Raw genomic sequence first — 12,191 nt, 5'->3', positions numbered from 1 at the left:
CATCGGCCCCGGCGAAGGAGCCAAGCCGCGCGAGATTTTGGTGCAGATGGATTGAGTCACCATGTAGCTGCATTCGCCAGAATGCGCTCAATGTGGCGCGAGCCTCCGGCTTGTATGCATGAGCTGAGGCGTTTCACGATGCGTCCCCACATTGGCGTTTCGGCTCGATTTTGGACAGGATTCACAGCATTGCAAAATTATGCAGGATTACGGCGTGGTGCTTTGAGTTCGCGGCTGAAAAAAGCGGCATCAATGAGCCGGTGTCCGGAATCTGTTTAATCCTGCAATTCTGCGATCCTGTTAATCCTGTCTCAATCAACCCACCGGGTTGGCTGCGGTAATCTTTTCATCCGTTGCTCGAACCAGCCTTGCGCAATCGGAGCCGCTGGCGAGAATCGCCCCATGTCCGACCACGCAGACTTCCGCACCCTGTTCACCAATCTCAAGGCCGAGATGCAAAAAGCCATCGTAGGCTACGATGAACTGCTCAGCGATGTGCTCGTCGCCATTTTCTCCGGCGGGCATGTGCTGCTGGAAGGCGTCCCCGGCCTCGGCAAAACCTACCTCGTCCGCACGCTTTCACAGGTGGTCGGCTTGGAACCCGGTCGTGTGCAGTGTACGCCCGACCTGATGCCGGCGGACATCCTCGGCACGCACATCGTCGGCGAAGACGAAAAAGGCCACCGCACGCTGCGCTATGAAAAAGGCCCCGTGTTTAAGAACCTGCTGCTGGTGGATGAAATTAACCGTGCCACGCCCAAGACCCAGGCCGCGCTGCTCGAAGTGATGCAGGAGCGCTGCGTCACCACTGGCGGCGAGCGCCATCTGGTGCCGGAACCCTTCCTTGTGCTCGCCACGCAAAACCCCATGGAAATGGAGGGCACCTACCCGCTGCCCGAAGCTCAGCTCGACCGTTTCATGTTCAAGATCAAGGTGCCGTTCCCGGATCTCGACTCGCTGGTCGAAATCTCCCGCCGCACCACCGGCTTCACCGAGCCGAAGCTCGCGACGATGACCGACGGGCCAAAGCTGATCGAAATGCAGCAGCAGCTTTCCAAAATTCCCGTGGCGGATCCCGTGGCGCACTACGCTTCGCGGTTGATCTTGAGCACCCATCCCGAACAGCCTGATGCCTTGTCGGAAGTGAAGCGCTACGTCTCCTACGGCGCCAGCCCACGTGGCCTGCAGGCGCTCATTCGCGGTGCCCGCGTCTGGGCTGCCATTCAGGGGGCCACTGCCGTCTCCACCGACGACATCCGTGCCATCGCCCACGTCTCACTGCGCCACCGCATCATCCTGAATTTCGAAGGCGAAGCCAGCCAGGTGCGGGTGGACGACATCATCACCAAGCTGCTCGATCAGGTGAAGACACCAGCGCAGCAGGCGGCGTGAGGTCCTGCATCAGATATGAAACCCATTCTTCTGTTTTGCGCTGGTGCTTTTCTTGCTGCTTGCTGCGTTCCGCAGAAGGGGCCGATAGGCCCGTATGCGCCCTACAATGACATTGCACCGGTGACGTCGGAATCATACAGCCGCCGATTTCTCGAATACCTCGCTTCAAGCCCATGGCGCAACTCAGACTACAAGCGCGTGCTTGTATGTGGAGCACTCGGCACCGCGTGGTGTGCTCCCGGGACGAGTATCGAGGCGGCTCTCAAGCGAGTGCACCTCAGGCAGCCCGCTTTTTATAACGTGTCGGTCTGGCGTCCCAAAGACGCGGCTTTTTATGGAGTAAGATTTGATGGCAAACAGCGTGTCGAGCCATCCGTAAGAATACTCGTGCCCTCCAATCGCCTTCAAATAGGCGACGCTGTCGTGGTGCTCGAAAAGTTGGTTTCCTTTTAAGCCCCCTTTCATTTTTTCCCTGCATGCCCGCAGAAAACCTCGAACGCGAAGACCTTTTCGATGCCTCCTTTCTGGATCGGCTTCGCGTGCTGGCCCTGCGTCTGCGCAAGCGGCGGCAGCTGATGCGGCGCGGTTCGCAATCCACCTCCGCCACCGGTTTCACCCGCGAGTTCAAGGACTACCGCCACTACACGCCGCGCGAGGACTACCGCGCCATCGACTGGCGTTTGTACGCGCGGTTGGACAAGCTCTTTGTGCGTCTCTATGAGGAAACGCAGGAGCTGAACCTGCACATCATGCTGGATACCAGCACCTCCATGGCGGAGCCGTTTCCCGAGAAGCGGCGGCAGGCGTTGCGCTTTGCCGTGGCGCTGGCCTATCTGGCGCTGAGTGCACAGCAGCGCGTCAGCCTTTACTCAATGAGCAGCGGCGTGCATCAGGAGCTTCCTCCCCTGCGCGGGCAGGGGAACATCGAGAAGGTGATCCAGGCGGTGCTGAAGCTGAAATTTGAAGGCCTCACCGACATGAAGCGCTGCTTCGAGGAATTCCGCCCCAGCAAGCAGCGCTACGGCATCATCTTCGTCATCAGCGACTTCTTTGGCCGGGACATCGGGAGCGCCACCGAGGCCGTGGCCCGCGTCTCGGCCTGGCCTGGAGAGAACCACTTTCTCCAGATCGTGCATCCCCAGGAGCGCCTCCCGGAGATCGAAGGCGAACTCGAACTGACCGAGGTCGAAACCGGCGAGCGCCGCCGCTTCTGGCTGACCAAGCGCGATGTGCAGCGCTATGTCGAAACCTTTGACGCCTTCGTTGGCAATCTCGCCAATGAATGCGCCAGCCACAGCGTCGATTTCATGCAGGTGACCAGTGAGGAGGCCTTCGAAGAGCGTTTCCTCGATCTCCTCGTACGCGGCTCCGCCCTAGCAGGCGGCGCGTAATGCGGAGGATAGGCCTCTGGCCTGTCCGGCGGATCGAGGCGTCCCGAACGTTGATTCAAACCAAAACTAAGGCGAGACGCCCCAGTCCTCTGACAGGCCGGAGGCCTATCCTCCGGGCCACGCTTGGCCATCCATCATTCCCATGCTCTCATGCACGCATGAACTGGCCTGTGATCAAAGCTGTCGGACTCCTCGTTGGGTCGAATATTTTCATGACTTTCGCTTGGTATGCGCACCTGCAGGATCTCAAGACCAAGCCGTGGTTCATCGCCGCCTTCATCAGCTGGGGCATCGCGTTTTTTGAATACATGCTTCAGGTGCCCGCCAACCGCATCGGCAGCACGGCGCTGACCCTGCCGCAGCTCAAGATCATCCAAGAGGTGATCACGCTGATGGTTTTTGTGCCCTTTGTGGTTTTCTACATGAAGGAGCCCCTCAAATGGGACTTCCTCTGGGCGGGGCTCTGCATGTGCGGGGCGGTGTATTTCATGTTTCGGAAATGAAGTGGACCCGTTGCGCCGCAACCGGGCAGGGGATTGCGGCGTAATTGTGTATTCTGCCGCATCAGCGTGGGCAAAACGGCCCCAAAGGCGTTTTTGTGGCGCTGGTCAGTTCGGGAAATTGTGAAAAGAACGGCACATTTTATTCACATATTCACATTTCAAATTGTGAAGATGTTTAACAAAGGTTAAATAACTTATCATTACCATGTCCACCGCGAACCTGCGCAGACATCTCCATGAGACCCGAAACCGCCCCGCCGGAATCAACAACCGGCACGATGTGCAGCGGGACCACTACCTCCTGCTCTTGAAGCGGTGGATTGGTGGTGCCGTGCTGGCTCCGGCCTGTCTGGTAACGGCCATCACACTGATCATGATGCTCTGGCGCGCCGTGTCCCGAATGGATTTCCTGAGGTCCGAGGAGTTCATCTTTTTCTCATTCGGCGGCTTCATTTGGGCGGTGGCCTACCTCGCCGGGGTGCGGCCTGTGACGGCCTATGTCTTTGGCCATGAGTTCAGCCACCTCGTCACCGCCCGGATGTTTGGCGGGCGCATCTTCGACTGGAAAGTCAGCGCCCACGGCGGCTACGTGGAGACGGACAAGTCCAATACTTGGATCACCCTGGCTCCTTACTTGATCCCATTTTACACCCTGATCATCATGCTCGTTTTCGGCATCGTCGGGCTGGCGATGGACATGCAGCAGGCGCATGACGTCCACCTCCTGAAGTGGACCGTGCATCTGAAGCCCATGCGCTTTCTCTACGCACTGGTCGGGCTGACATGGTGCTTTCACGCCACCTACACCGTCAAAACCGTCATCGCCGAGCAGGGGGACCTCAAGCGCAATGGCGAGTTCTTCTCCATGATGCTGATCTTCCTCATCAATGCCTTCCTGCTGATCGCGCTGTTTCTCGCTTCCTCACCCGCTCCAGGGCTGGGTTTCATGGAAGTGGCGCGCTGCTGGTGGTCGGTGGCCTCCGGCATGCTCGGCTGGCTGTGGCATCTGGTGTTCTGAGCTGCGGCTGGACGGGCCGGATTCCATGGTGTGCTATGTCCTATTCGGGATAGATACTTACCATGGCCTTTTTCTGCGATCGGACATCTGTTCGTCTCTTTTGATCGCTCTGCGGAGATAGAAGTACGATATGACAAGGCCTGCGGAAATGAGCAGTGCGGAAGCGCCATAAAAGTGAAGCAACTGCGGTGCGGCTTCCACGACGTGGAAAGGTTTCGTACGGTGCCCCTGATAATAGATCACTTCTGAAGTGGAACTGAAAAGCAGCCCTAGACCAGGAAGGAAGAAAAACAGCGCCACGACTAGAATCTGCCATGGATTGTTGGAGCTTTTTTGAAATTTGGGCTCTGGCTGTAATTTCATTTTGGAGCGCAACCTTAGAGGTCTAAACGGCGAATCAGCAACACATCGGTGGGTTTAGTACCCATGCATTGATAGGCGACGGTTGGGCTGTCATATTGTGCAAGGTAACAAAAATAGGGGATGACGCACAAGGCCTTTGTTTTTGGCACCCAAATGCCAGGCATGAATGGCACTCCAATCAGTGTCATTTCGTGCCAAAGCGGCAGGGACGCGTGCCCAGAGCCGATAAAAATATCGGAGCTTCCAGCCGTGCGGCATGCGGCGCAGATTTTAAATCATCGGCAAAGGTGCAACGACGACAGTAATGGTGACTCGACTGGACTTTGCCCGCTTTTTGGTCAATGAACCCAGCCCATGCCCGAAGACCCTGACGTCCTCTCTGTGACCCAGCTCACGCGCGAAATCCGCGATGTGCTGCAAAGCCGCATCGGTAGCGTGTGGGTCGAGGGCGAGATCAGCAACCACCGCCTGCAATCCTCCGGCCACCAATACTTCACGCTGAAGGACGCCGGGGCGCAGCTCTCCTGCGTCATGTTTCGCGGCGCCGCCGCGCGCAGCAGCGCCCGCATTCAAGACGGTGCGCTGATGCAAGTGCATGGCGAGATCAGCGTGTACGAGCCGCGCGGGCAGTACCAGATGGTCGTGAAACAGGTGCAGGCGAAGGGCAAAGGCTCGCTGCAGGAGCGTTTCGAAGCCCTCAAGCGCAAGCTGCATGAGGAGGGCCTGTTTGATGGCGAGGGCAAGCGCGCCATCCCACGCTTTCCGCGCATCGTCGCCCTCGTCACCTCTCCCACCGGCGCGGCCATTCAGGACATGCTCAACATCCTCACCCGGCGTGCGCCCTGGGTGCGCGTGCTCGTCTTTCCTGTGCGCGTGCAAGGGCAGGGGGCCGAACTCGAAATCGTGCGCGCCCTCGAAGTCCTCGGCGATGCCGAAAACTTCGGCCTGCCTGTGCCGGACACCATCGTCGTCGGTCGTGGCGGCGGCAGTTTGGAGGATCTGTGGGCCTTCAATGAAGAGGTGCTCGCCCGCGCCATCGCCGCCTGTCCCATTCCCATCATCTCCGCCGTCGGGCATGAAATCGACTTCACCATCGCCGACTTCGTGGCCGATCTGCGTGCGCCCACACCCAGCGCGGCCGCCGAACTCCTCGCGCCAGACAGCACCGAGTTGCAGCGTCACTTCGAAAGCATCGCCCGCACGCTGAAAGCCCGCGTCGGCACGCTGCTGGAGCATCATCAGCACATCATCGATCTCACCGCCAAAGGCCCGCTGCTCCACGCCCCCGACCGCTTGCTGCAGCAGGCAGAGCAAAGCCTCGACGACCACGAATCCCGCCTACGCGACACCTTGCGCGAGCGCCTGCAGTCCTGGACGGACGACCTCACGCAAAAGCAGCACGTCCTCGCCGCGCACCATCCCCGCGTGCAACTCACCGAAGCCGTGCACCGTACCGAAACCAGCGCACGCCGCCTGCAGCAGGGCCTTCAGCATCGGCTGGACCGCCTGGCAGATCGCCTCCAGTCCCGCGCAGAACTCCTCAAACACATCGGCCCGCAGGCCGTCCTCGCCCGCGGCTTCTCCTTCACCACGAATGCCGAGGGAAAAGTGCTCAAGGATGCTGCCGAAGTGAAGCCAGGGGACGAACTCATTACCCGCTTGGCCCAGGGAACCCTGCGAAGTGTGGTGAAGGTTTAGGGAAGAAAAGATGTGCACCGCAGAGCTAGGGAGGCCGCAGAGTTTTTTTCAGAGAAAGTACTCGTGAGCTTCAGCTCACTCTGGGAAGCTCCGCGCCCTCCAGAACGAACTAAAGTTCGGTAGTACTTTGCTTCACCGCAGAGTTTTTCAGAAATAAATCTCTGCGGCGTTCCAGCCTCTGCGGTGTTAAAAAATCTGTGCCTCTTACTGGTAAAGATTCGCCACTTTCGCTGCGTAGGTAGAACATGCTCTCACGCCGTTCTATTCTTCACCGCTCCGCCTACGGCATCGGCGGCATCGCCCTGGCCACGCTGCTGAAGGAACAGAATCTCCTCGCCAGCCCGGAGCAGATCGGCCCGCGCCATTTTGATCTCAAGCCCAAGATGCCCCACGGCTTTGGTCAGGCCAAGGCCATGATCTCCATGTTCATGCAGGGCGGCCCCAGCCATGTGGATCTATTTGATCCCAAGCCCGAGCTCACCCGCTACGACGGCAAGGACTTTCCCGGCGAAGTGAAATACGACGATGCCGCCGGAGCCAGCCGCGAGTGCATGGGCAGCCCATGGAAGTTCAAACAATACGGCCAGTCCGGCATGGATGTCAGCGAGCTGATGCCTCATTTTTCCAACATCGTCGATGATGTGACGATGATCCGCTCCATGCACACCGGCGTGAACAATCACGGCCAGTCGATCTACGCCCTGCTCAATGGTCAGGCCACCGGTGGCCGGCCCACGCTGGGTAGCTGGCTTACGTATGGACTCGGCTCCGAAAATCAGGATCTGCCCGCCTACGTCGCCCTCACCGATCCACGCGGCCTGCCCGTGCTCGGCGTGGACAACTGGAGCAACGGCTGGCTGCCCTCCCTGTTTCAGGGCACCGTCATTCGTCCCAAAGAGCCGCGCATTCCCAATCTCGATGCGCCCCTCAGCCTGAAAGGCGATGCCCAGGCCCGCTACCTCAATTTCGTGCAGCGCCTGAACCAGGAGCACCTCGAAGCCCGCCCCGGCGAGGCCGATCTCGAAGCGCGCATCCAGAGCTTTGAACTCGCCGCCCGCATGCAGACCGCCGCCAAGGAAGCGCTCAACATCGATCAGGAAAGCGCCGCCACCAAGAAGCTCTACGGCATCGACAACCCCGCCGCCGCCGAGTTCGGCACCCGCTGCCTCATCGCCCGCCGTCTCGTCGAGCGCGGCGTGCGCTGCATCTCCCTCTTCACCGCCAATCAGACCTGGGACAATCATCAAAACATCCGCACCGCACTGCCCGCCGCCTGCACCTATGTCGATCAAGGTGCCGCCGCACTCGTCATCGACTTGAAGCAGCGCGGCCTGCTGGACTCCACCATCGTCCACTGGGGCGGCGAGATGGGCCGCCTCCCCGTCATTCAAAACCGCTCCGGCTCCAAGGACCGCAGCACCGTCGGTCGCGATCACAACACCTACGGCTTCAGCATGTGGGTCGCCGGCGGCGGCTTCAAAGCCGGCCACATCCACGGCGCCACCGACGACTTCGGCCACCACGCCGTGAAGGACGTCGTCAATCACTTCGACTACCACGCCACCCTCCTCCACCTCTTCGGCCTCGACGCCCACAAGCTCAGCTACAAGCGCAACGGCACCGATCAGGTGCTCGTGGAGAATCCGCAAGCGCGCGTGGTGAGTGAGATTCTGGCGTGAGGATGTACGATGGGCACTCCTGCCCGTCGATCAGCGGCACCGCCAGAATCTTGGCTTACGATGCACAGCGAGGAGGCTCGTGGTAAAGTCCCATGCCGTTGCTGTAGCGGCATCGTGGGTGAGTTTGGAAGTCGTGGGTTCTGGAGCAGCGCTGATCGACGGACAGGAGTGTCCATCGTACTTTTCCAAACCTTACACGCTTGTAATGCGGGGGTAATGAAGTTGGCAGGGTTGGAGTGCTTTCATGGCGGTGGAAATCAATCCAACCCAGAAATCCCAATAACCATCCCCATGCATCCAACGGATACTCCTATGAAAACTTCATCTTCTCACCCGTCGATCTGGAAGCGCACGGCCGTCCTCGGCTCCGTCTGCGCCCTGAGCGTTTCACTTGTGGCCTTCACCGCCGCGAAGGACGCGTCTTCCACCAAGGCGGAGCCGCTTCGCATTCAGGTCAGCGATGCGCCGCTGTCCACCGCAGCCCGGGGCTTCCCGAGTTTTGCGCCCGTCGTTAAAGCCGTCGCACCCAGCGTAGTGAAAATCGCGGTCTCCAGCGAGGCCAAGGTCAGCCGCATGGAAATGCCTGAAGGCATGGACCTGCGCCGCTTCTTTGGCCCTGGCTTCCAGATGCCCGAGGAATTCCAGCAAGGGCAGCGCGGTCAGCAACAGCGCCGCATGCCCAGGGAGCAGGGCGTCGGCTCCGGCATCATCGTCACCAAGGACGGCTACATCCTCACCAACAACCACGTGGTGGACAACGCCAACACGATCAAAGTCACTCTGACCGACGGACGCGAGTTCAATGGCAAGGTGATCGGCCGCGATCCCAAGACGGACATTGCCGTGGTCAAGGTGGAGGCCAAAGACCTGCCCGCCATGGCCTTTGCTGACAGCGACAAAATCGAAGTCGGTGACATGGTGCTTGCCGTGGGTCATCCCTTTGGCATCGGCCAGACCGTGACGACTGGCATCATCAGCGCGAAAGGTCGCGCCACCATGGGCCTCGACTATGAAGACTTCATTCAGACGGATGCCGCCATCAATCCCGGCAACTCCGGAGGTGCGCTGGTGGACGTGGAAGGCCGCCTCGTCGGCATGAACACAGCCATCTTGAGCCGCAGCGGCGGCAATCAAGGCATCGGCTTTGCAGTGCCTACCAACCTCGCCCGCTGGGTGATGGAAGGCCTCGTCAACACAGGTCGCGTGGAACGTGGCTTCCTCGGTGTGAACATCCAGGATCTCACTCAGCAGCTCGCGCAGCAGTTCAAGATGGACAGCGCCAAAGGTGCCCTGGTGTCCGGTGTCTCGCCTGACAGCCCTGCTGAAAAAGCCGGTGTGAAAAGTGGCGACGTCATCACCGAGTTCAATGGCAAGCCTGTCAGCGACAGCCGTCATCTGAAGCTCCAGGTCGGCTCCACCACCCCCGGTGCTGCGGTGCCCATGAATGTGCTGCGCGATGGCAAGACCATGTCACTCAGCGTGACCGTGAAGGAACTGCCCGGCGACAAGGTGGCTGACTCCACTCCTGCTGCAGACAATGCAGACGACGCTCTGCACGGTGTCGGTGTGTCGGATCTCGACAAAGCCACACGTGAGCAGCTCAAAGTCCCCTCGCAGATCAAAGGCGCTGTGGTCTCTTCAGTCGAAGAAGACTCCGTGGCCTACGATGCCGGACTCCGTCAGGGCGATGTGATCCTGGAGATCAATCGCCAGCCCGTCAAGAACGCCGAGCAGGCCACCGCCCTCTGCGCCAAGCCCGAGAGCAAGATCTCGCTGGTGAAGGTCTGGAGCAGTGGTGGCAGCCGCTTCATCGTGATCGATGAAAGCAAGGCCGGCTAATTTCTGATGGCCCGTTCGTAGCCCGCTCCTGTGCGAAAACGCAGGAGCGGGTTTTTGTTGGAGAGGGATCATCCTGATCCCTTCCGGCCAAAGTAGTCCAGAGCTTCAGCTCGTTCTGGAAAGCGCGCATGACCTCCCAGAACGAGCTAAAGCTCATCACTACTTTGTCACGGCCGCTCCTCAGTGGACAATCCCACCCACCACCGCTAATCATTCACACCCCCGCCAATCATGCGCCTTTTAGTGATCGAAGATGACAGCAAGATTGCCTCGTTCATCGTGAACGGGCTGAAGCAAAACGGCTTCGGTGTGGATGCCGCTGCCGATGGCGAGCAAGGCCTCGATCTCGCCTGCACCGTGAGCTACGACTGCATCGTGCTGGACCTCATGCTGCCCAAGCTCGACGGCCTTTCTCTACTGCGTCAGCTCCGCAAAGAGAAAGTCCACACACCCGTCGTCATCCTCAGCGCCAAGGCCACGGTGGATGATCGCGTGAAGGGCCTGCAAGCCGGTGGCGATGACTACCTCACCAAGCCCTTCGCCTTCTCCGAACTGCTCGCACGCGTGCAGGCACTCATCCGCCGCGCCACGCATGTGGTGGAGCCCACCACCCTCACCTCCGCTGGCGTCGTTCTCGATTTGCTCTCGCGTGAAGTGCGGCGCGAAGGTCGCACCATCGAGCTGCAAAGCCGCGAGTTCGCCCTGCTGGAGCTGCTCATGCGCACCCCCGCCCGCGTCGTCACCAAGACCATGATCCTTGAGCATGTGTGGGATTACAGCTTCGATCCCCAGACCAATGTGGTGGACGTACTGGTGCATCGCCTGCGTGCCAAAATGGACAAAGACTTTGAGGTGAAGCTCATTCAAACCATCCGCGGAGTCGGCTATGTCTTCAAACCTGTTTAAGCCCTGGGGCAGCAGCTTCGCCGTGCGACTGACGCTCGGCTATGCGCTGATTTTCACGCTCAGCGCCATCGTGCTTTTCAGCCTGCTCTACATCCTTCTCGCCTCGGCCTTGGAGCGCAAGGACCGCGAAGTCATCGAAGCACGGCTGAAGGAATGCGCCGCCGTCTATGCCAGCGGCGGCCTGCCCGCCCTGCGCAATCTCGTGCAGCTCAGCAGCACGGATGAAAACAAAACGAAATCCTTCTTCGTCCGTGTCACCGGCAATCTCGGCAGCGTGCTCTTCGTCAATGTGCCCAATGACTGGCTGCCAGCAGATGCCAGCTCGCTCGAGCCCCAGGCTGACGCCGCAAATCTCGACTGGCTGCGCATCCCGAAAGATGAAGAGCGTGATCTCACCGTGGCGACCGCACGCTTGCGCGACGGCTCCATCCTCCAAGTCGGCCGCAGCACCAACAGCCGCGAGACCGTCCTCCAGCCCTTCCGCCGCAACTTCCTCCTGGTCATGACGCCCACACTGCTGCTCGCCGTGCTGGGCGGCGCTTACTTTGCGCATCGCGCCACCAAGCCCGTGCGCGATGTCGTGGACATCGCCCGCACCATCTCAGACACCGGCGACTTCTCAGCCCGCGTCACCGCCCACGCCAGCCAGGCCGAGCTGGAGGAACTCGCCACCGAGTTCAATCGCCTGCTCGACAAAAACGAAGCCCTCATTCAAGGCATGCGCCACGCGCTCGACAACGTGGCGCATGATCTCCGCACACCACTGACGCGCCTGCGCGGCACCGCCGAAGCCGCCGTGCAGACCACACCCGACCCCGTCGCCCGCGAAGCCCTCGCCGACTGCGTCGAAGAATCCGACCGCGTCCTGACCATGCTCAAGGCCCTCATGGACATCAGCGAAGCCGAAGCCGGCATGATGAAGCTCCACCGCGAGCTCACCTCCATCCCCGCGCTGCTCACTCAGGTCGTCGAACTCTACGACCTCATCAGCGAAGAAAAACACATCACCATCACCACCGACTTCGCACCCGAATGCCAGGCATCCGTCGATCCCACCCGCCTGAGTCAGGCCTTCGCCAATCTCCTCGACAACGCCCTCAAATACACCCCCGAGCACGGCAAAGTCCATCTCGCCTGTCACGCCGCCGACAACACCGTCACCGTCATCATCCACGACACCGGCATGGGCATCCCCCCCACCGACCAGCCCCACATCTGGGAGCGCCTCTATCGCGGAGACAAAAGCCGCACCCAGCGCGGCCTCGGCCTTGGGCTCAGTCTCGTCAAAGCCATCGTCGAAGCCCACCACGGTACCGTCGCCGTCACGAGTGAGGCCGGGCAGGGGACCGAGTTCACCATCACCGTCCCGCAGATCCCGCTGGCGGGGTGAGGGGAACAACGC

At 60.3% G+C, this 12,191-nt stretch carries 9 protein-coding genes; all 9 read left to right on the top strand.

The annotated features are described in order from the left end of the window. The first annotated feature begins 402 nt into the window (after positions 1 to 402). The 9 genes from PSV43_RS14175 to PSV43_RS14135 all read left to right on the top strand — a co-directional run bounded on the left by PSV43_RS14175 (position 403) and on the right by PSV43_RS14135 (position 12,179). Positions 403 to 1,392 carry a MoxR family ATPase gene (locus tag PSV43_RS14175; protein ID WP_300198388.1) on the top strand — a complete coding sequence of 330 codons (990 nt, stop codon included), beginning with the start codon at positions 403 to 405 and terminating at the stop codon, positions 1,390 to 1,392. A gap of 476 nt (positions 1,393 to 1,868) precedes the next feature. Continuing rightward, the gene (locus PSV43_RS14170) at positions 1,869 to 2,783 is read left to right on the top strand and encodes a DUF58 domain-containing protein (RefSeq protein WP_300198385.1); all 915 of its coding nucleotides are present in this window, start codon (positions 1,869 to 1,871) and stop codon (positions 2,781 to 2,783) included. Between the two features lie 158 nt (positions 2,784 to 2,941). Next, a complete protein-coding gene (locus PSV43_RS14165; protein ID WP_300198382.1) occupies positions 2,942 to 3,286 on the top strand; it encodes a DMT family protein in 345 nt (114 codons plus the stop codon). A gap of 205 nt (positions 3,287 to 3,491) precedes the next feature. Beyond that, complete coding sequence (locus PSV43_RS14160; RefSeq protein ID WP_300198379.1) at positions 3,492 to 4,304, top strand: hypothetical protein; 813 nt, start codon at positions 3,492 to 3,494, stop codon at positions 4,302 to 4,304. A gap of 717 nt (positions 4,305 to 5,021) precedes the next feature. Then, complete coding sequence (gene xseA, locus PSV43_RS14155; RefSeq protein ID WP_300198376.1) at positions 5,022 to 6,365, top strand: exodeoxyribonuclease VII large subunit; 1,344 nt, start codon at positions 5,022 to 5,024, stop codon at positions 6,363 to 6,365. 245 nt (positions 6,366 to 6,610) lie between these two features. Then, positions 6,611 to 8,044 (top strand): DUF1501 domain-containing protein, encoded by a 1,434-nt coding sequence (locus tag PSV43_RS14150; protein ID WP_300198373.1) that lies wholly within the window; start codon positions 6,611 to 6,613, stop codon positions 8,042 to 8,044. Positions 8,045 to 8,356: 312 nt separating this feature from the next. Then, entirely contained in the window at positions 8,357 to 9,883 is a 1,527-nt protein-coding gene (locus tag PSV43_RS14145; protein WP_300198370.1) for a DegQ family serine endoprotease, read from the top strand. A gap of 231 nt (positions 9,884 to 10,114) precedes the next feature. Then, a complete protein-coding gene (locus PSV43_RS14140) occupies positions 10,115 to 10,789 on the top strand; it encodes a response regulator transcription factor (RefSeq protein ID WP_300198367.1) in 675 nt (224 codons plus the stop codon). Continuing rightward, on the top strand, positions 10,770 to 12,179 hold the full coding sequence (locus PSV43_RS14135) for a HAMP domain-containing sensor histidine kinase (protein ID WP_300198364.1): 1,410 nt from the start codon (positions 10,770 to 10,772) through the stop codon (positions 12,177 to 12,179). Before PSV43_RS14140 ends, PSV43_RS14135 begins: the two co-directional genes overlap by 20 nt. Positions 12,180 to 12,191 lie beyond the last annotated feature (12 nt).

It is taken from the genome of Prosthecobacter sp. (genome assembly GCF_029946185.1).
Lineage (GTDB): Bacteria > Verrucomicrobiota > Verrucomicrobiia > Verrucomicrobiales > Verrucomicrobiaceae > Prosthecobacter.
This window is presented reverse-complemented; position numbering and strand designations above follow the sequence as displayed.

Coding starts and splice junctions, on each gene's coding strand:
- xseA (WP_300198376.1), top strand. CDS start 5,022: ATGCCCGAAGACCCTGACGTCCTCTCTGTGACCCAGCTCACGCGCGAA.
- PSV43_RS14175 (WP_300198388.1), top strand. CDS start 403: ATGTCCGACCACGCAGACTTCCGCACCCTGTTCACCAATCTCAAGGCC.
- PSV43_RS14135 (WP_300198364.1), top strand. CDS start 10,770: ATGTCTTCAAACCTGTTTAAGCCCTGGGGCAGCAGCTTCGCCGTGCGA.
- PSV43_RS14160 (WP_300198379.1), top strand. CDS start 3,492: ATGTCCACCGCGAACCTGCGCAGACATCTCCATGAGACCCGAAACCGC.
- PSV43_RS14165 (WP_300198382.1), top strand. CDS start 2,942: ATGAACTGGCCTGTGATCAAAGCTGTCGGACTCCTCGTTGGGTCGAAT.
- PSV43_RS14170 (WP_300198385.1), top strand. CDS start 1,869: ATGCCCGCAGAAAACCTCGAACGCGAAGACCTTTTCGATGCCTCCTTT.
- PSV43_RS14150 (WP_300198373.1), top strand. CDS start 6,611: ATGCTCTCACGCCGTTCTATTCTTCACCGCTCCGCCTACGGCATCGGC.
- PSV43_RS14140 (WP_300198367.1), top strand. CDS start 10,115: ATGCGCCTTTTAGTGATCGAAGATGACAGCAAGATTGCCTCGTTCATC.
- PSV43_RS14145 (WP_300198370.1), top strand. CDS start 8,357: ATGAAAACTTCATCTTCTCACCCGTCGATCTGGAAGCGCACGGCCGTC.